A 21,355-nucleotide genomic window follows, 5' to 3' on the forward strand; every position below is an offset into this window, starting at 1 on the left:
CTTCGCGGGCAAGCCCGCTCCCACAGTTTTTGTGCCAAACCCGGTCAGGAACATCACCACAAGCCAGTGTGGGAGCGGGCTTGCTCGCGAAAGCGGTGGGTCAGGCGGCGCAGATGTTGGCTGCGCTGGCCTCTTCGCGAGCAGGCTCGCTCCCACAGGTTGTTGTGCCGGAACCGGCCAGGGACATCACCGAAAGCCACTGTGGGAACAAGCTTGCCGACTCCCACAGCCTTGACGACCTGCGGGCCACCGTCAGTCGCTGAACGTCTAAATTAAGCGCCTTACCAGACGTTCTATTGGGTATCTGTCTCCACGACCCAAGGAACTGTTCCCCCATGTCCCAGCCCCCACGCGGTGCCATCCACGAATTGTTCACGCTACTCAGGCCGTTCAGGCTCGTCGTCATTGTGTCGATCCTGCTGGGCATGGTCGGTGGCCTCAGCGTCACGGTGCTGCTGGCGACGATCAATTCGGCGCTGCATTCCGAAGCCGGCCTGACCCAGGGTGTCGTCGCCCTGTTTGCCGGGCTCTGCCTGCTGGCGCTGCTCAGTTCGATCTGCTCGGACATCGGCACCAACTTCGTCGGCCAACACATCATTGCCACCTTGCGCAAACAGCTGGGCGAGAAAGTCCTGTCGGCACCGATCGAGCAAATCGAGCGCTATCGCAGCCATCGCCTGATTCCGGTGCTGACGCACGACGTCGACACCATCAGCGACTTTGCCTTCGCCTTCGCTCCGCTGGCGATTTCCCTGACCGTGACCCTCGGTTGTATGGGTTATCTGGCGATGCTGTCGTGGCCGATGTTCCTGATCATGGTGGTCGCGATCATCATCGGCACCGGCATTCAGTATTTCGCTCAGGGCCGAGGTATCCAGGGCTTCATGGCCGCGCGTGACGCCGAAGACGAACTGCAAAAACACTACAACGCCATTGCCGAAGGCGCCAAGGAGCTGCGCATCCACCGGCCGCGCCGTCAGCGCATGTTCGTTGCCGGCATAAAAACCACGGCCGAGTTCATCTGCCGCACGCAGATCCGCTCGATCAACACGTTCGTGATCGCCAAGACGTTCGGCTCGATGCTGTTCTTCGTGGTGATCGGCCTGGCGCTTGCCTTGCAGACCTACTGGCCGAGCGCCGACAAAACCGTCATGAGCGGTTTCGTCCTGGTATTGCTCTATATGAAAGGCCCGCTGGAACATCTGGTCGGGACTCTGCCGATCGTCAGCCGCGCGCAAATCGCGTTTCGCCGTATCGCCGAGTTGTCGGAACAGTTTTCCTCGCCCGAACCGCACCTGTTGCTCGACGACCACGGCCAGAAAGCCGCGGCCGTTACCCGCCTCGAACTCAAGGACGTCAGCTATGCCTTCCCTGCCGTGCCGGGCAGCGAGGCGTTCCGTCTGGGCCCGGTCAATCTGACGATCGAACAGGGCGAGATCATTTTCATCGTCGGTGAAAACGGCTGCGGCAAGACCACCCTGATCAAGTTGCTGCTGGGCCTGTACCCGCCGCAACACGGTGAAATCCGCCTCAACGGGCAGCCCGTAAACGCCGAGAACCGCGACGATTACCGCCAGTTGTTCACCACGATTTTTGCCGACTACTACTTGTTCGACGACGTGGTGCAAGGCGATACGCACATCCCCGACGACGCCAACAAGTACCTGCAACGTCTGGAAATCGCCCACAAAGTCAGCGTGCAGGACGGCAGTTTCACCACCACTGACCTGTCCACCGGGCAACGCAAGCGTCTGGCGCTGGTCAATGCCTGGCTCGAAGAACGGCCGGTGCTGGTATTCGATGAATGGGCGGCGGACCAGGACCCGACCTTCCGGCGGATTTTCTACACCGAGCTGCTGCCGGACCTCAAGCGGCTGGGCAAAACCATCATCGTGATCTCCCACGATGACCGTTATTTCGACGTCGCCGACCAATTGGTGCGCATGGAAGCGGGTCGGGTGATGACGGAGCTGGCGCCGGCCTGACCGCGAAACAGTGCGTGCGGACAATCCCGTCGCTGGCGATAGACGATTTTTTCGCAGTGTGCGGGATTTATTTTTCCGGTTTCATCGGGTTGTTGCGTCTAATTATCATTAACTACAAAACTGCACACGCCTTTCAGGAGCATTTGAAGTAATGCACAGCCCATCCTTGTCCCGCGCACCACTGGCCACGGCGATCCAGCGTCAGACTCAGCGCCAGGTGATCCTGCCCCGCGCCCTGCTGACTACCCTGCTTCTGCTGGGTGCCGGTGAGGTCCTTGCGGCGCCGACCAGCATCAACGTTGCGGCCCAACCGCTGTCCAGTGCCTTGCAGCAACTCGGGCAACAGTCCAACTTGCAGATCATCTACGACCCGCAGCTGCTGCAAGGGCTGAAAGCCAACGCGGTGTCCGGCACTCTGGAGCCGGAAGAGGCCTTGCACCGTCTGCTGCTGGGGAGCGGCCTGACGTACCAGATTACCGGTAACACGGTGTCGTTGATTCCGGTCAGCGGCGCTGCCGGCGATGCCATGCAGTTGGGCGCGATCTCGATTTCCGGCAAGGCACCGGGCTCGCAGACCGAAGGCACAGGGCTGTACACCACCTACTCGTCGAGTAGCTCGACGCGTCTGAACCTGACGCCGCGGGAAACGCCGCAGTCGGTCACCGTGTTGACCCGCCAGCGTCTGGATGACCAGAAGCTGACCAACCTGACCGACGTGCTCGACGCCACCGCCGGCATCACCGTGACCCGCAATGGCATGGGCACCGAGAACGACACTTACTGGTCGCGCGGCTCGCAGATCCAGAACTTTGAAGTAGACGGCGTACCCACATCCACGCGTCTGGACAACTACACCCAAAGCACCGCGATGTACGACCGCGTGGAAGTCGTCCGAGGCGCGACAGGCCTGATCAGCGGCCTGGGCAACCCGTCGGCAACCATCAACCTGATCCGCAAGCGTCCGACCGCTGAAGCCCAGGCCAGCGTTACGGGCGAGGCCGGCAACTGGGATCGCTACGGCACCGGCATGGACGTTTCCGGCCCGCTGACCGAATCCGGCAATGTGCGTGGGCGGCTGGTCGTCGATTACAAGACCCAGGGCTCGTGGGTTGATCGCTTCAAACAGGATTCGCAACTGGTCTACGGCATCACCGAGTTCGACCTCAGCGAGGCGACACTGCTGACCGTCGGCTTCAGCTACCAGAAAACCCAGGTCGACTCGCCGATGCGCGGCGGCTACCCGTCGTATTTCACCAACGGCGAAAAATCCCACGTTCACCGCTCGCTGAATACCTCGCCGGACTGGTCTTATAACGACCACGATCAAACCAACTTCTTCACCTCCGTCGAGCATCAGTTCGATAACGGCTGGAGCGGCAAGATCGAATACGGCCACACCGAGAACAAATTCGACCAGCTCTATGCCGTGGCCACCGGCACCCTCGACCAGGCCACCGGCTCCGGCACGGGTCTGCTGCCGGTCCGCTGGTCCGGTACGCCGCGCCAGGACAACATCGACGCCTACTTCACCGGCCCGTTCTCGCTGTTCGGTCGCGAGCATGAGTTGATCCTCGGCGTAACCGCGACCAACTACAAGGAATCCACACCGAGCTACGGCGACTGGCTGCGTGACTACAGCTTCAACGTTCCGGACATCAGCCACTGGGACGGCAACTCGCCAAAACCGGCCACGCCTGTCGTCAGCAAGGGCCACATGGAAGAGAAGCAACTGGGTACTTATCTGACCTCACGCTTCCATGTCACCGACGACCTGACCGTCATCCTCGGCGGCCGTCTGACTGACTGGAAACGTGACACCGACACCCAGCCATACGGCGGTGAAGCGAGTACCGTGAAGGAACGTGAAACCGGTATCTTCACGCCGTACACCGGTGTGGTGTACGACCTGGATGACAACTGGTCGCTGTACGCCAGTTACACCAAGATCTTCAATCCGCAGGCGTCTTACGTTCGCGACATCAACAACAAATCGCTCGCACCGACCGAAGGCAAAGGCTACGAAGTGGGCGTCAAGGGCACGTTCTTCGACGAGAAACTCAACACCAGCCTGGCCCTCTTCAAACTGGAGCAGGACAACCTCGCGGTGTGGATGTCTGACACCCAGGCTTATCGGCTGGAGCAAAGCACCGAGACCAAGGGCGTTGAACTGGAACTGAACGGCGAACTGGCTGAAGGCTGGCAAGCGTCTGCGGGCTACGCCTACAGCGTCACCACCAACGCCGACGACGCGCGCATCGTCACCAACGCGCCGCGCCACATGCTCAAGACCTTCACCTCGTATCGCCTGCCCGGCGCGCTGGACAAGGTCACCGTCGGCGGTGGCGTGAACTGGCAATCGAAGATCGGCGAAGACCTGCGCTACTACGAGCAAGGCAGCTACGCGGTCACCAACCTGATGGCGCGTTACGACATTACCAAGAACCTCAGCGCCTCGCTCAACGTCAACAACCTGTTCGATCGCGAGTACTACTCGATGGTCTACTACGACGGCATGTACGGCGCTCCGCGCAACTTCATGACCAGCTTCAAGTACAGCTTCTGATCCCTGGCCACGGCCTGAACAAACGCACCGTCTGACGGTGCGTTTTTTTATGCCCGCCTTTCATCGGCAACAAAAAAGGTCGGAGGGGTTGCCCCGCTCCGGCCTTGGTGTGTGTGACAGGTCAGTCTTATGGGTAGAGCGCCTTGCGCAACACCTCGGTCAGCTCCTGATACACGCTTTCGATTTCACCAGTGACCATCGGCATGCGCAGGAAGTCGTGCACCAGTGCGGTGTATTCCTTGCACTGCACCGCCACACCGCTCGCCTGCAGACGTTGCGCATACGCACGGCCTTCATCGATCAACGGATCGAAGCCGGCGAGCGCCAGGTGAACCGGTGCGACACCGCCCAGGTTCGGCGCCAGCAACGGCGAGAAACGCCAGTCGGCGCGATCTTCTGCTGTGCGCGCGTAATGATCGTAGAACCACTCCAGCGTCGGACTTTCCAGCAGATAACCTTCGCTGAACAGTTCCCGCGATTCCGTGCTGCGCGACGCGTCGGTCACTGGATAACACAGCAGTTGCAGACACGGTTGCAGCGCCTGCGCACTGGCCGCCGCCTCAATCGCCAGCACCGTCGCCAGGGTAGCGCCGACGCTGTCACCGGCCAATGCCAGCCGTGAGCTGTCGAGGTTCAGCGCGCTAGCCTGCTGCGCCAGCCAGGTCAGCGCGTCGGCGGAATCGTGCAACGCCGTGGGGAACTTGAACTCCGGCGCACGACGATATTCCACCGCTACCACGGCACACGGCGTGCGGTGACAGAACTCGCGGCAAATACCGTCGTGGGAATCGAGACTGCCCACTACAAAACCACCGCCGTGGAGGAACACCGTCACTGGCAGCGCCTGCTTGCTGTCGGTGACCGGCGTATAGATCCGCACCGCCAGCGAGTCGCCGTCACGGGTCGGGTAACTCAGGTCGCGCGACAGCACCTGCGGTACTTGCCAGCGCATGCGCGCCGAAGATTGTTCGAACGCTTGCCGCGCCTGTGCCGGCATCTGCTGATGAAAAGCCTGCGTAGCGTCTGTCTGGTTGGCCTCGACCAAGTCGAGAAACGCAGCGATTTCCGGATTCAAAGACATTAAGGAGATCCTGGTGCGGCCCGCAGGCCGCCCCTCTATCGAAGGTTGAAAAAGGCTCATGCCGACTGCGCCAGGCAGTGTTCGATCAGCGCTTGCAACTCGCGCTGGTAATCGGCCATGAGACGCTCGACGGTGCTGGTCCGGTAACGCCGTGTGCTGTAAATGCAGCGGAACGCCAAACGGCCGTTGTACACCTGCCCCACCAGTTCCAGCCAGTTGGCCATGCCCGCGTCCATGTCATAGCTGTCGCCGATGTTGTCATCGGCCGGCACCAGCAAGGCCTGCTCGTCAAAGCTCTGATCGAACTGCCCCAGATAGTTGAAAGTCACGCGCGCCTGCGGCAGTGCCGCCAGACGCTGCGCCAACGGCGCGCCCGCCATGTGTCGCAACGCGCCGTAGCCGACCCCCTTGTTGGGCAGACTCTGCAATTGATCGCGCACAGTGACGATCGCCTCGCCGATATCGGTGTCGTGCCCAGGCGCCAGACGCACCGGGAACATGGTGGTGAACCAGCCCAGGGTGCGGCTCAGGTCAAGGTTCTCGAAAAGGTCTTCGCGACCATGCCCCTCAAGTTGCACCAGCACCGACGTCTCATCGTTCCAGCGGCACAGCACGCGACCCAGCGCGGTCAACAACAGGTCGTTGATCTGCGTCTGGTAAACCGCCGGTGCCTGTTTGAGCAGACTGGCGGTCAACGTTTCATCGAGGTTCATCACCGCCTCGGCGCGATGGCGCACCAGATTCTTGCCACGCGGGTTGTCACAACGCAGCTCTTTGCCGGGCTGGTCGAGGGTTTGCAGCCAATAATCCAGCTCCTCGTCGATCAGCGTGCGGGTGTGCGCGCTGAGGTGTTCGGCCCAATCGCGAAAGCTGCTGGTGCGCACCGGCAGTTCGGGTTCGGCGCCGAGGCAATAAGCGTCATATGCGGTTTGCAGATCCTGCAACAGAACCCGCCACGACACGCCGTCGACCACCAAGTGATGGATGACCAGCAACAGCCGCGCCTCGCCGTCCGGCAGCGTCGCCAGCAAGCCACGCACCAGAGGTCCCTCGCCGAGCTTCAGGCTGCGCTGCGCCTGATTGGCGAGCACTTCCAGTTCATCCTTGTCGGCCACTTGATGCACCCACAGCAACGGCGTTTGCCGGGCCTGTTGCCGGCAGGCGTCGAGGCTCTGGTAATGCTGGGTCCAGACGCCGCCCTCGCGGACGAAGCGCAGGCGCAGCGCATCGTGCTGCTCCAGCATGGCCATCAGGCTTTTCTCCAGCGCCAGCGCATCGAGCGCCTGACGCGACCGCAGGATCAGCGCCTGGTTGAAGTGGTGCGGCGCGGCCATTTCCTCGTCGAAGAACCACTGCTGGATCGGGATCAGCGGGAACGCGCCCTCGCGCACCGCCCGAGTCTCCTCGGCGCTGGCACGGTGGACCGCTTGCTGGTCGAACAGATTGCCGATGGTCTGGAACCGCATCAGGTCGCGCAGTTTCAGATCGAGTTTGAGCTGCGGATGGTTACGCGCCCGGGAGATCACTTGCAGGCTCAGAATCGAGTCGCCACCGAGTTCGAAGAAATTGTCGCTCAAGCCCACCTGCTCAACCTGCAGCACTTCTGCCCAGATTTGCGCGAGCAAGGCTTCTTCCTCGGTGCGCGGTGCCACGTACTGTTCAAGCTGCACCTGCGGCTCTGGCAAGGCTTTGCGATCGAGTTTGCCGTTGGGCGAAACCGGCAGCCGCGTCAGGCACATGATCTGCGCCGGCACCATGTAATCCGGCAAGCGTGCACGCAGTTCGCTCTTGAGCCGCTCGACAGTGCGCGCCTCATCATCGCTGTCACACACCACATAACCGAGCAGTTGCTTGCCGGACACACCGTCACGGGCAATCACCACGGCGTCGGTGACACCGTCCTGCAAGCGCAGGCAGGCTTCGATTTCGCCGAGTTCGATACGGAAACCACGCACCTTGACCTGATGGTCGGCGCGGCCGACGTAATCCGTCACGCCGTCATCCCGCAGGCGTACCAGGTCGCCGCTGCGATACAGGCGACTGCCCGGCGCACCGAACGGGTCCGGCACGAAACGTTCGGCGGTGATCGAAGCTCGCCCGTGATAACCCCGGGCGACCCCGTACCCGCCGATGTGCAGTTGCCCGGCCAGACCGGCCGGCAACGGATTCAGATCATCGTCCAGAATCCACAGCGAGCGCTGACCGACAACGCGCCCGATCGGCGCATACGCTGCGGCGCAAGGCTCGTCGTGGGCGGCTTTCCAGAGCATCGGGGTGACCACGGTTTCGGTCGGCCCGTAGCCGTTGGTGATGTATTGCGGACGCAGGACGTTGCGCACCTCTTGCAGGGTCTGCTCCGGCACCGCGTCACCCCCCAGGCAATAGATGCGGACCTTGGGCGCACTCGAACCACTGGCCTGCACGTATTCGGCGACTTGCTTGAGATAGGCCGGCGGAAAACAGGCAATGTCGATCGACAGGGTCTGCAACGCGTGGCTGGTCTGCTCCGGCGTCCACAGTTCATTGTCGCGCAGCACCAGCGTGCCGCCGAACGCCAGCGTAGTCAGCCAACGTTCATGGGCACCGTCAAACGCGAACGACATGAAATGCAGTTCGCGGGTGGTGTGGTCCATTTCATACAGCTCGCGGATCGCCTGGCAGTGCATGCTCAACGGGCCGTGGGTGACCGCCACGCCCTTGGGCAAACCAGTGGAGCCGGAGGTGTAGATCAGATACGCCAGGGTGTCTTCGCACACCTCAACCGGTGGCGCCGTGTCTGGGTAAACGCTGCCGTCGAAACCATCGAGGTCAACCCGTGGCAACCCGTGCGGCAACGGCAGACGCGCCGACAATTGGCCACGACTGATCATCAGCGCCATGCCGGAATCCTCGATCATGAAGGCCAGGCGATCACGCGGATAGTCGATGTCCAGCGGCACGTAGGCCGCGCCGCTCCTGAACACCGCGAGCAACGCCACGAGCATGTCCAGCGAGCGCTCCAGCGCCACGCCGATCAACACTTCCGGCCCCGCACCGTGGGCAATCAGGTGATGGGCGAGGCGGTTGGCCTGGCGGTCCAGTTCGGCGTAGCTCAGCACCTGCCCGGCACACTCTACGGCGTGGGCCTGCGGGCGATGGCGGGCATGCTCGGCGATCATCAGCGGCAGCCATTCGCGCTGCTCGCGTGGCGCCGGCTCACGGCCCCAGGCTTGCAAGGCCTGCCATTGCTGCGGCGCCAGACGTTGCAGGCTGCCGAGGTATTCGTGCGGCGTGTCGAGCATCGCTTGCAGGGTGACTTCCATGGTCTGGCGGATACGCTGCACCGCTTCGACACTGAAGCAGTCGCGCAAAAACAGGTACTCGATGGACAGTTCTTCGTTCAGGTGCACCGCCAGGTCCATCGGGAAGTTGGTCACGTCGTGGTTGGCCGAAGCGCCGAACCGCAAACCGCCCTTGGCTTCTTCCAGACGACGGTCGATCGGGTAGTTCTCGAACACAATGATGCTGTCGAACAACATCTGCCCGCCGTGCCCCGACCAGCGCTGAATATCCGCCAGTGGCGCGTGGGCGTGGTCACGCAGATCAAGGTTGTAGGCTTGCAGTTGCGCCAGCCAGTCACTGAGGCGTTGCGCCGGTTGCAGGGTCTGGATCACCGGCAAGGTGTTGATGAACAGGCCCAGCATGCTGTCAGCATTGGCCAGCCCTTCCGGACGCCCCGCGACCGTCGCACCGAAGGCCACGCTGCTTTGCCCGGTGTAGCGTTGCAGCACCAGCAACCACGCCCCCTGAATCAGCGTGTTGGCGGTGATGCCGTGCGCCCGGCAGTGCTGCTGCAGTCGGCGGGTCTGTTGCTCATCCCATTTGGTGTACAGCGCTTCGTGGCCGGCTGCGGTGTCGACGTGACGCGGATGCATGGCCTGGCTCAGCGCCGTCGGCTCGGCCAGGGTTTGCAGATGACCGCGCCAGAACTGTTCGAGGCGTCCCTTATCCTGGCTTTGCAGCCATTCGATGAAATCACGGTAACGACCGCTGTCCCCCACTACTTCGCCGCTGGCGTAGTGCTGCAACACCTCGCCGAACAACTGCGAACTGCTCCAGCCGTCCATGAGAATGTGGTGGCTGGTCCAGATCAGTTGGTGACTGTCTTCATCCGTGCGGATCAACAGCAAACGCTGCAACGGCACCCGGTGCAACTCGAAACCACGCGCACGTTCCTCACGGGCACGCCCGGCCAGACGCTGCTCGCCAATGTCCTGGCCGCGCCAGTCAAGCACTTGCAGATCGACCTCGGCGTGGTGCTGCACGACCTGGATCGGCGACGTCTGTCCGCCCTGCCAGTGGAACGACGTGCGCAGAATCGCGTGGCGCCCGATCACATGCTGCCAGGCACGACGGAAGCGCTCCGGATCCATGCCTTCGACCGGCAGGTTGATCTGGTTGATGTACAGGTCATCGCCGTCGTCGGACAGCGTGTGGAACAACATGCCCTGCTGCATCGGCGACAGCGGATAAATGTCTTCGATGTCCGCCACGGCGAGCGGCAAGGCGTCGAGTTGCGCCTGGGTCAGTGCCGCCAGCGGGAAGTCAGACGGCGTGATGCCGCGATTGCCCGGCGCGCAGCAATGCTCGATCAACGCTGCCAGCTCAAGCGCGTAGTCATCGGCCAGACGCTGGATCGTCGCTTCGTTGAACATCTCGCGACTGAAGGTCCAGCTCAACTTGAGTTCGGCGCCATACACCTGACCGCTGACTTCCAGCCAGTTGCTCAACGGTGCCAGCGGACTTTGCTCGCGACCGGCGCTCTCTGCCGCCGGGACAAACAGTGCGGCTTCATCGAACTGACTGTCGAACTGGCCGAGGTAGTTGAAGGTAATCCGCGCATCGGGCAGATCCGCCAGCGCGGCGCGTGCAGCCTCGTCGCCCAGGTACCGCAAGGCACCAAACCCCAGGCCTTTGTTGGGGATCGCGCGCAGTTGTTCCTTGACCTGTTTGATCGAACCGGCCAGCGGCGTCTGCGGTGTCAGGCGCACCGGGTAGAGGCTGGTGAACCAGCCCACGGTGCGGCTCAGGTCGATGCCCTCGATCAGCTCTTCGCGGCCATGACCTTCGAGCTGAATCAAGGTCGAGGCTTCGCCGGTCCAGCGGCAGATGACCCGTGCCAACGCCGTCAGCAGCAAGTCGTTGACCTGGGTGCGATACGCCGCCGGAGCCTGTTGCAGCAGTTTGCGCGTCAGCTGTTTATCCAGCTGAGTGCGCACGCTCGATGCCAAATGGTTGTGAAGCCGCCCGTCGCGGTTGTCGCGCGGTAAATCCTGCGGTGCATCGAGCAACTGCCCGCGCCAGAAATCCAGCTCGCCGGCCAGATTAATCGTGTGCGCCTGCAAGGCTTCGGCCCAGTGCTTGAACGCGCTGGTCTTGGCGGGCAGTTTCAGCGTTTGCCCGGCCTGCACTTGGCGATAAGCGTCTTGCAGGTCTTCCAGCAACACGCGCCACGACACACCGTCGACGGCCAGGTGATGGACCACCAGCAACAGGCGCTGGCTGCCATCGGCCAGGCTCAGCAACATGGCGCGCAACAGCGGACCGTTTGCCAGATCAAGGCTGCGCTGCGCTTCGTCGCAAGCCGCTTCGACTTCATCGGCATGGTTCAGCGCGGTCTGCCACAACAGCGGCTGCCGGTCATCGACCGCCCGGTGTGCGGCAGTCCAGCCGTGTGGGTTTGGCGTGAAGGTCAGGCGCAAGGCATCGTGGTGACGAACCAAGGCGTGCAGCGCCTGCTCCAGCGTTTCCCCGTGCAAGGCTTGCGCAGGCTTGAGCAGCAAGGACTGGTTCCAGTGATGACGCTCGCGGATGTCGGTGGCAAAAAACAGCTGTTGGAACGGTAACAGCGGCGTGCTGCCAGTCACCGGGCCCTGATCGATTTGTACAGCACCTTCGCCCAGCGAGGCGACGGTCGCCAGGCTGCGGACGGTCTGATGCTGGAACAAATCTTTGGGGGTGAAATGCACACCGGCCTGACGGGCGCGGCTGACCACCTGGATCGAAATGATCGAGTCGCCACCGAGGGCGAAAAAGTTATCGCTGACGCCGACCTGCGCAAGGCCCAGCACCGACTGCCAGATGTCCGCCAGTTGTTGCTCCATGGCGTTGGCGGGCGCCTGGTATTGCGGCTGGGCGGTACTCGCATCGGGTTTCGGCAAGGCCTTGCGGTCGAGCTTGCCGTTGGGGCTCAACGGCATCTGCTCGAGCGCCAGCCATTGGGTCGGCACCATGTATTCCGGCAGTTGCTGCTGCACGTGCGCGGCCAGCGCTTCGCGCCAATCAGTGTCCTCTTCGGCCAGCACGACGTACGCCACCAACTGCTTGCCATCGATGACCAGCACCACCGCTTCGCGCACCGCTGGATGTTCGAGCAGGCGCGCTTCGATCTCGCCCATTTCGATGCGCAAGCCGCGCAGCTTGACCTGATGGTCGATGCGTCCGGCGTATTCGATCACCCCGTTGTCGCGGTAGCGGGCCAGATCACCGGTGCGATAAATCCGCTCGCCCTTGCCATAAGGGCTGACGGCGAAACGCTCGGCGGTCAGCGCCGGACGCTGATGATAACCACGGGCCAGGCCCTCGCCTGCCAGGTACAGCTCGCCAAGAACGCCGACCGGCACCGGTTGCAGTTGTTCATCGAGGATGTAGCAAGCGAGATTGGCGATCGGCTCACCGATCGGCACGCTGTCGCGCCCCTCGTCGACACACGTCCAGTGGGTCACGTCGATGGCCGCTTCGGTCGGGCCATAGAGGTTGAACAGCCCGGCCTGCGGCAGCTTGGCAAACACTTGCTGCTGGGCGTCGGCCGGCAGCGCTTCGCCCGAGCAGACAATGCGCTTGAGGCTGGTGCACGTCGCCACCTCGCCATCCTGCAGGAACGCCTGCAACATCGACGGCACAAAGTGCAGCGTGGTGATCTGTTCGCGCTTGATCAGGGCCACCAGCGCCGCCGGGTCACGGTGATCGCCCGGGGCCGCGACAACCAGCCGCGCGCCGGTCATCAGCGGCCAGAAAAACTCCCAGACCGACACGTCGAAACTGAACGGAGTCTTTTGCAACACGCTGTCGTCGGCGCCCAACCGATAGGCCTGCTGCATCCAGCACAGACGGTTGGTCAGCGCCGAATGACGGTTGCCGGCGCCCTTGGGTTTGCCCGTGGAGCCCGAGGTGTAAATCACGTAGGCGAGATTTTCGCCATCGACCGTCACCTGCGGATCGCTCGCGGGATACCCTTGCAACTCGCCGACCGTGTCCAGCGCCAGGGTTTGTACGGTATCGGTCAGCGGCAAGCTGTCGAGCAACGCCGCCTGGGTCAGCAGCAACCGCACGCCGCTGTCTTCGATCATGTAGCGCAGGCGTTCCTGCGGATAATCCGGGTCGAGCGGGACGTAAGCGCCACCGGCCTTGAGCACCGCGAGCAGGCCGACAACCATTTCGACCGAACGCTCCAGCGCGATGCCCACCAGCGACTCCGGGCCGACGCCCATGTCGATCAGGCGATGCGCCAGGCGATTGGCCCGGGCATTGAGTTGCGCGTAGCTCAGACGCGTCTCGCCAAAGGCCAGCGCCGGGGCGTCAGGGGTTTGCGCGACTTGCGCTTCAATCAGTTGCTGGATGCTGGTGGTCAGCGGGTAGCTCGTCGCCGTGTCGTTCCAGCCTTGCAGGATCGCTTGGCACTCCTGCGCGGTGAGCATCGGCAAGTCACCGAGCGCTTGTTGCGGTTGCGCGACAAGCGCCTGCAACAATGCCAACAGATGCCGGCCCATGCGCTCGATGGTCGCGGCATCGAACAGGTCGGTAGCGTAGATCAGCGAAGCACCGAGGCCCTGCGCCGATTCGTGGGTTTCCAGCGTCAGGTCGAGTTGCGCCTGATGCGTATCCCAGCTCATCGGTTCGACATGCAACTGTTCAAGCGACGCGTTCGCCCCTTGCGCGCCGCTGGCCGTCTGGTGGTTGAACATCACCTGGAACAACGGACTGCGATTGAGGCTGCGCTCCGGCGCCAGTGCCTCGACCAATTGTTCGAACGGCAACTCCTGATGCGCCTGCGCGCCCAGCGCCGCTTGCTTGACCTGTTGCAGCAAGGCATTGAATGACAGACGCGAATCGAGCTGCGCACGCAGCACCTGGGTGTTGACGAAGTAGCCGATCAGGCCTTCGGTTTCAGTACGGTTACGGTTGGCGTTAGGCACGCCGACGCGGATATCGCCCTGCCCGCTGTAGCGATGCAAGAAAGTCTGAAACGCTGCCAACAGGACCATAAACAGCGTCACGCCTTCACGGCGGGCGATGGCTTGCAGGCCATGGTTCAACTCAGGATCGATTTGCAGGTCCAGACGCGCACCGCGGTAACTCTGCACCGCCGGCCGTGGCCGGTCCTGCGGCAATTCGAGCACCGGTTGCTCACCGCCCAGTTGCGCGACCCAGTAGGCCAGTTGCCGTTCGCGCTCACCGGCCTCCATCCAGCTGCGTTGCCACAGCGCGTAGTCGGCGTACTGGATCGGCAAGGCCGGCAGCGTCGCGGGCTGGCCGCTGCTGTAGCCGGCGTACAGGTTGATCAATTCATCGACCATCACGCGCATCGACCAGCCATCGGAAACGATGTGGTGCTGGACCAGAATCAACACATGATCCTCGGTCCCCAGCTGCAGCAGTTTTACCCGCAGCAACGGCCCATCGGCCAGATTGAACGGCTGCTGGATTTCGGCTTCGATGAGCCGTTGCAAATCGGCATCGCCGGTATCGGCGGGCAGATTCTGCCGGACGATGCTCAGCAAGGCGTCCTCGGCAATCACTTGCCGCGGGCGTTGGCCGTCGTCGACGAACACCGTGCGCAAGGTCTGATGGCGTTCGATCAGGCTGTCGAAGGCGCTTTGCAGCGCCATGACGTCAAGCATGCCACGCAGGCGCAGCGCCATCGGAATGTGATACGCGGCGCTGGTCGGCTCCAGTTGCCAGAGAAACCACTGACGTTCCTGCGCATAACTGAGGCCCAGGGTGTCGAACGCCGACTGCACTTCGGGAATCGGCAGGTTGGCCGGGGACACGCCCTCGGCAAGCATCTTGGCCAGGTATTCCTTGCGCTTTTCCAGCGGCAGGGTAATGAAACGGCGGGCAATCCGCGTGGCGACGTTAACGTCCATTCACGCGTCCTCCATTTCATCGAGCAGGTCTTCGAGCAGGCTCAGTTTCGATGCCGTGACCTGTTCGCCGTGGCCTTGCAGTTGCGCCACCAGATCGCCGAGTACCGGGTACTGGAAAATGGTTTGCGGGAGCAGCTTCATACCGAGTTCAAGTTGGATGCGCGACACAATGTTTATCACCAGCAGGGAGTGACCTCCCAGTTCAAAGAAATGGTCGGTCAGACCGACCCGATCGAGTTTCAGCACGTCACTCCAGATTGCCGCGACCTGTTGCTCCAGCTCACTGACCGGGGCGACATAGGCGCGCTGCGACTGGCTGGCATCGACCGTCGGCAGGGCCTTGCGATCGAGTTTGCCGTTGGCGGTCAGCGGCAGTTGCTCAAGCAGCAACAGGTGCGCCGGGACCATGTAGTCCGGCAGATCCTGACGCAGGCGCAGGCGCACCTGTTCGCGCCAGGCGCCCTGCTCCAGCGGATCGAGCGCTGACGCGGCGACGATAAACGCCACCAGTTGCACGCCGCCGGCCCCCGGTTGATCAAGCACCACCGCTTGGCGCACGTCTGGCAAGGCCAGCAAACGCGCTTCGATTTCGCCCAACTCGATGCGGAAACCGCGGATCTTCACTTGATGGTCGATGCGCCCCCGGTACTCAATGCGTCCGTCTGCGCAGTACCGCGCCAGGTCGCCGGTGCGGTACAACCGCTGCCCTGACGTGCCGAACGGGTTCGGCACAAAACGCAATGCACTGAGGTCGGTGCGGTTCAGATAACCGCGCGCCAGACCGGCGCCCGCCACGTGCAGTTCACCGATGCAACCCCGGGCGACCGGATTGAGATCGGCATCCAGCACGTACCACGACAGGTCGGCAATCGGCGCCCCCAACGGGCTGCCGACGGCAGTCTCAAGGTCGGCCAGCGACAATGGTCGATAGCTGACGTGCACAGTGGTTTCGGTGATGCCATACATGTTGACCAGTTGTGGCGCGCGGTCGCCGAAACGTTCGAACCATGGCCGCAGGCTCTTGACCTCCAGCGCCTCGCCGCCGAACACCACATAGCGCAGCGACGGCTGCAACCCGGGCGCCGATTCGCAGGCGACCTGCATCAGTTGCTTGAACGCCGACGGTGTCTGGTTCAGCACCGTCACCTGCTCGCGACAGAGCAAGGCATAGAAGTCCTGCGGTGAACGGCTGATGTCCTGCGGCACGACCACCAGACGCCCGCCATGCAGCAATGCACCGAAAATTTCCCAGACCGAAAAGTCGAACGCGTACGAGTGAAACAGCGTCCAGCAATCCTCAGGGCCGAACTTGAACCCGTCTTGCGTGGCCTCGATCAGACGCAGCGCATTGGCGTGGCTGAGCAACGTGCCCTTGGGCTTGCCGGTGGAACCGGAGGTGTAAATCACATAGGCCAGGTTGGCGCAGTCGACGTGGGTCTGCGGATCCTGTTCCGGCTGGCCTTCGCCGCCATCGTCCAGCGACAAACGCGTCACTTGCGGGCCGGTCGCGACGTGGTCGAGAACAGCGTGACCACTCAACAACAGCCCGATGCCGCTGTCCTCGATCATGTAGTGCAGGCGCTCGGCCGGGTATTGCGGGTCCAGCGGCAGGTAGGCGCCGCCAGCCTTGAGGATCGCCAGCAAGCCGACAATCATCTCCACAGAGCGCTCGGCTGCGAGACCGACCAGCACGTCAGCGCCGACGCCGCGCGCCATCAGCGCATGGGCCAGACGATTGGCCCGGCGGTTGAGTTCGGCATAACTTAGTTGCCGTGCGTCAAGGCTCACGGCAATCGCGCTCGGCGCCTTGCGTGCTTGCGCTTCGAACAAACGGTGCAATGGCTGCTGCGGGTTCCAGTGCTGCGGCGCCGGGTTCCAGTCGCGCAGACTCTGCTCGATCGTCGACTGTTCAAGCATCGGCAACTCGCCGATCAATTGTTGCGGCTGCCGGCAAATGCCGCGCAGCAACGCCTGCCAATCCATGGCCATGCGCGCGATGGTGGTGGCGTCAAAGAGGTCGGCGGCATACACCATCGAGGCGTGGATGCCGTCAGCCGACTCTTCGGTATTGAGGGTCAGATCGAACTGGGCCATCAAGCTGTCCCAGTTCACTTCGCTGATCTGCAGGCTGTGCAGTTGCGCCAAGGCGCTGGTGCGACGGGCCTTGGCCTGATGGTTGAACATCACCTGAAACAGTGGGCTGCGACTGAGGCTGCGCTCCGGTTGCAGCACTTCAACCAGTTGCTCGAAAGGCAAATCCTGATGGTCCTGTGCACCGAGCGCCGCTTGCCGGACTTGTTGCAGCAAATCGCTGAAACGCACCCCGCCGCTGACGTCGGCGCGCATGACCTGAGTGTTGACGAAGAAGCCGATCAGGCCTTCGGTTTCGACTCGGTTGCGGTTGGCGACGGGCACACCAACGCGGATATCGTTTTGGCCACTGTAGCGGTGCAGCAAGGTCTGGAACGATGCCAGCAAGAGCATGAACAGCGTCACGCCTTCGCGGCGGGCCACTTCGTTCAACGCGTCACTCAACGCGCCATCCAGCGCCAGTTCAAAACGTCCACCGCGCAGACTTTGCGTGGCCGGGCGGGGACGATCCAGCGGCAGTTCCAGCAGCGGTTGCTCGCCGCCCAATCGGGCCAGCCAGTAATCGAGTTGACGCTCGCGTTCGCCGGCCTCCATCCATTGGCGCTGCCACAGCGCATAGTCGGCGTACTGGATCGCCAGCGCCGGCAATTGAGGCGTGTCGCCACGGCTGTAAGCGGCGTACTGCGCAATCAGCTCATCGACCATCAACTGCATCGACCAGCCATCGGAGACGATGTGGTGCTGGACCAGCACCAGCACATGGTCGTCAGCGCTCAGTTGCAGCAATGTGGCGCGCAGCAACGGACCTTGTTGCAGGTCGAACGGCCGGCTGATCTCGGCTTCGACCCGTGCCTTGAGGGCGGCGGCGTCGCTGTTGGCGGCCAGGCTGTGGGTTTCGATCGCCAGGCTGAACGGCGCCAGAATCGATTGGCGAGTGCCGTCGGCGTCTTGCAGGAACTGCGTGCGCAGGCTTTCGTGACGCTCGATCAGTGTGTCGAAACTGCGTTGCAGCGCGGGCTGGTCCAGCGGCCCGCGCAGGCGCAGCGCGGTCGGAATGTGATAGGCAGAACTGTGGCGGTCCATGTGCCACAGGAACCATTGGCGTTCCTGGGCGTACGACAACGGCAGCGGTGCGCCGCGTTGCACCGCCACCAGCGGCGGTTGCTGCGCTGCCTTTTGCGCCTCGCTCAGATACGCGCAAAAGGCGCCGAGGGTGTTGTGTTCGAACAGCGCCTTGAGCGGCACGTCGCGCTGCAAGGTCTGGCGCACCCGTGACAGCACTTGAGTGACCAACAGCGAATGGCCGCCAAGCTCAAAAAAGTTGTCGCTCATCCCTACGCGTTCAAGCTTGAGTACCTCGGCCCAGATCTGCGCCGTTTGCCGTTCCAGTTCGCTGACCGGCGCAACATAACGTTGCTGCATCAGACTGGCGTCGGGCTTGGGCAGACCTTTGCGGTCGACCTTGCCATTCGGCGTCAGGGGAATCTGCTCGAGCACCAGCAAGTACGCCGGAACCATGTAATCCGGCAGGCTGCGCTTGAGGCTGGTGCGAATCTGCTCACGCCAGGCACTTTCCTGCGAGGCGTCAACGGTTTGCGCGGCGACGACGTAACCAACCAGTTGCGCGCCGTTCGGGCCGTCCTGCGCCAGTACCACCGCCTCGCGCACCGAATCGAGCGCCATCAGCCGCGCTTCGATCTCGCCCAGCTCGATGCGAAAACCGCGCACCTTGACCTGGTTGTCGACCCGCCCCTGATAATCGAATACACCATCGGCCCGCAGACGCACCTGATCGCCACTGCGGTACAGGCGCGCGCCCGGTTCGCCGAACGGGTCCGGGACGAACCGCTCGGCAGTCAGCGCCGCACGGTCCAGATAACCACGGGCGATGCCATAGCCGCCCAGGTACAACTCGCCTGCCACACCTTGCGGCACCGGGTTGAGTTCGGCGCTGAGCACCCAGGTGCTGCGCTCGCCGACGCGCTGGCCGATGGGCGCATACGCCGCCCCGCAGGCGGTATCGCGATCGGCTTTCCACAGCAGCGGCGTGACCACGGTTTCGGTCGGGCCGTAACCGTTGATGATGTGTTGCGGCGCCAGGGCGCGACGCACGCGCTCGAAGCTGTCGTTCGGCACCGCGTCACCGCCGAAGCAGTAGATGCGCACCTTCGGCGGATGGCCTTCGCTCTCGGCGAACTCCGCCAACTGCTGCAAATAAGCCGGAGGGAACGCGACAACGGTGACGCCGTGACGCAGCATCGCGCGGTAAGTCTGCTCGGCGGTCCACAGACTGTCGTCACGCAACAACAGGCTTGAACCGTGGGTCAGTGGTGTTATCCAGCGCTCATGCGCGCCGTCGAACGCGAACGACATGAAATGCAGTTCGCAATCGTCCGGGGTCATCGCATAGCGCTGACCGATCGCCTGGCAATGCATGGCCAGCGGACCATGGTCCACGCAGACACCTTTGGGCTGACCGGTCGAACCCGAGGTGTAAATCACGTACGCCAGGCTGTGTTCGTGCACCTCGACCGCCGGCGCCGTATCGGGAAATTCGCCGGTGTCCAGGGTATCGAGGCAAAGGTTCGGCAAACCCGCCGGCAACGGCAACTGAGTGATCAGGCTGGAGTCGGTGAGCAACAGCGCCATTCCCGAGTCGTCAATCAAATAGGCCAGACGCTCGCGCGGGTAACTGGCATCCAGCGGCACATAGGCCGCACCGGCCTTGAGCACCGCCAGCATTGCCACGAACATCTGCGCACTGCGCGGCAACGCAATGCCGATGCGCACTTCCGGCCCCGCGCCGGCGATTTGCAGACGCCATGCCAGGCGATTGGCTGCCGCGTCCAGTTCGGCAAAACTCATTTGCTGCTCGCCACAACGCACCGCCACGGCGTGCGGCTGGCTCGCGGCGATGCGGGCAAAGCGTTGGTGCACCGCCAGCCGCTCCATCGGCAGCAACGCATTGCTCTGTTGCAGTTGCGCGAACTCGTCGCGGCTGAGCATCGGCAACTCGCCAATGCGCTGACCACTGTCGGCCACGATGCCGGCCAGCAGGTTCTGCCAGTGCTCGGCCATGCGTGCGATGGTCTTGGCTTCGAACAAGTCGGTGGCAAACACCAAAGAGGCGCTGAGGCCCGCGGCGGATTCATACGTGTCGAGGGTCAGGTCGAACGGCGCGGTGTGGCTGTCCCAACGCACCGGCTCGACGCTCAGCCCCGGCATTTGCAGCGGTTTGTGCGTGGCCGGCGCTGCGGTCTGGTGATTGAACATCACCTGGAACAACGAACTGCGGCTGAGGCTGCGGGTCGGCGCCAGCGCTTCGACCAATTGCTCGAACGGCAAATCCTGATGTGCCTGGGCGCCGAGCGCGTGCTGCTTGACCTGCTGCAATAGTTCGCGGAACGGCAGCTGCTCGTCGAGCTCGGCACGCAACACCTGGGTGTTGACGAAGAAGCCGATCAGACCGGCAGTTTCGCTGCGATTGCGGTTGGCAATCGGCACGCCGACGCGAATGTCGCCCTGACCACTGTAGCGATGCAACAGGGTCTGGAACGACGCCAGCAACAACATGAACAAGGTCACGCCTTCGCGCCGGGCAACCTCCTGAAGTCCTTTGCTCAAGGCCGGTGGCAAGTCACAATCGAGGCTGCCACCGCGCAAACTCTGGCTCGCCGGACGCGGATGGTCCAGCGGCAACTCCAGCACCGACGCCTCGCCAGCGAGGCGCTCGGTCCAATACGCCAATTGTCGCGCGCGCTCGCCCGCCTCCATCCAGCTGCGCTGCCATAGCGCATAGTCGGCGTACTGGATCGGCAGCGGCGCCAACGTCAACGCGTGGCCGCGACTGAGCCCGGCATACAACTGGATCAGCTCATCGACCATGATTTGCATCGACACGCCGTCGGAAACGATGTGGTGCTGCACAGCGACCAACACATGTTCCGCGGGTGCCACGCGCAACACGCGAATCCGTAGCAGTGGCCCTTGCAGCAGATCGAACGGCTTAGCAATTTCCGCCTGGATCAGCGCCTTCAACGCAGCGTCGTCAATGCCCTGCACATCCTGCACCGGCAATGCCAGTTCAAACGGCGCCTGAATACCTTGCAGCACCCGGCCCTGTTCGTCGAGAACGAAGCCGGTACGCAGGCTTTCGTGACGCTCGATCAGTGCCGCGAAGCTTGCCTGCAATGCCGGCAGGTCCAGCGCCCCGCGCAGACGCAGGGCGGTGGGAATGTGATAAGCGGCGCTGTGCGGCTCCATCTGCCAGAGGAACCACTGCCGCTCCTGGGCATAGGAAAGCAACAGGGGCTCGTCGGCACCACGCCGGAAGACCGGGGCGATGCCATAGAGGTTGACTCCCTGTTTGCCCAGTAGAATCGCCAGCGCCTTGCGTTTCTCGGGAGAAAGCGCGCCTACCGATTCAATCAACTCCTGCATGCCGTGGTCC

Annotated in this window: 5 protein-coding genes; 2 read left to right on the forward strand and 3 right to left on the reverse strand. The window is 62.9% G+C overall.

Annotation, left to right across the window (positions count from 1 at the left end):
• Positions 1 to 335 precede the first annotated feature (335 nt).
• Positions 336 to 1,985, forward strand: a complete 1,650-nt coding sequence (locus HU743_RS20225) for a cyclic peptide export ABC transporter (protein WP_186650817.1) — start codon at positions 336 to 338, stop codon at positions 1,983 to 1,985.
• A 151-nt stretch (positions 1,986 to 2,136) separates the two neighbouring features.
• Positions 2,137 to 4,548 carry a TonB-dependent siderophore receptor gene (locus HU743_RS20230; RefSeq protein WP_186622443.1) on the forward strand — a complete coding sequence of 804 codons (2,412 nt, stop codon included), beginning with the start codon at positions 2,137 to 2,139 and terminating at the stop codon, positions 4,546 to 4,548.
• Between the two features lie 127 nt (positions 4,549 to 4,675).
• Here HU743_RS20230 and HU743_RS20235 read toward each other — a convergent pair whose 3' ends face one another.
• From HU743_RS20235 to HU743_RS20245, 3 genes are read right to left on the reverse strand one after another with little or no spacing between them, the layout of a single operon-like run.
• Positions 4,676 to 5,629, reverse strand: coding sequence for an alpha/beta hydrolase (locus HU743_RS20235; protein ID WP_186650819.1), 954 nt, complete (start codon positions 5,627 to 5,629; stop codon positions 4,676 to 4,678).
• Between the two features lie 56 nt (positions 5,630 to 5,685).
• A complete protein-coding gene (locus HU743_RS20240) occupies positions 5,686 to 14,814 on the reverse strand; it encodes a non-ribosomal peptide synthetase (RefSeq protein WP_186650820.1) in 9,129 nt (3,042 codons plus the stop codon).
• On the reverse strand, positions 14,815 to 21,345 hold the full coding sequence (locus HU743_RS20245; RefSeq protein WP_186650822.1) for a non-ribosomal peptide synthetase: 6,531 nt from the start codon (positions 21,343 to 21,345) through the stop codon (positions 14,815 to 14,817). It lies immediately after the preceding gene.
• Between the last annotated feature and the right edge of the window lie 10 nt (positions 21,346 to 21,355).

Source organism: Pseudomonas sp. SWRI99, assembly GCF_014270125.1.
Taxonomy (GTDB): Bacteria; Pseudomonadota; Gammaproteobacteria; order Pseudomonadales; family Pseudomonadaceae; genus Aquipseudomonas; species Aquipseudomonas hamedanensis.

Bases quoted from the DNA above. Each gene is read 5' to 3' on its own strand.
- HU743_RS20225 (WP_186650817.1), top strand. From the start codon at position 336: ATGTCCCAGCCCCCACGCGGTGCCATCCACGAATTGTTCACGCTACTC.
- HU743_RS20230 (WP_186622443.1), top strand. From the start codon at position 2,137: ATGCACAGCCCATCCTTGTCCCGCGCACCACTGGCCACGGCGATCCAG.
- HU743_RS20235 (WP_186650819.1), bottom strand. From the start codon at position 5,629: ATGTCTTTGAATCCGGAAATCGCTGCGTTTCTCGACTTGGTCGAGGCC.
- HU743_RS20240 (WP_186650820.1), bottom strand. From the start codon at position 14,814: ATGGACGTTAACGTCGCCACGCGGATTGCCCGCCGTTTCATTACCCTG.
- HU743_RS20245 (WP_186650822.1), bottom strand. From the start codon at position 21,345: ATGCAGGAGTTGATTGAATCGGTAGGCGCGCTTTCTCCCGAGAAACGC.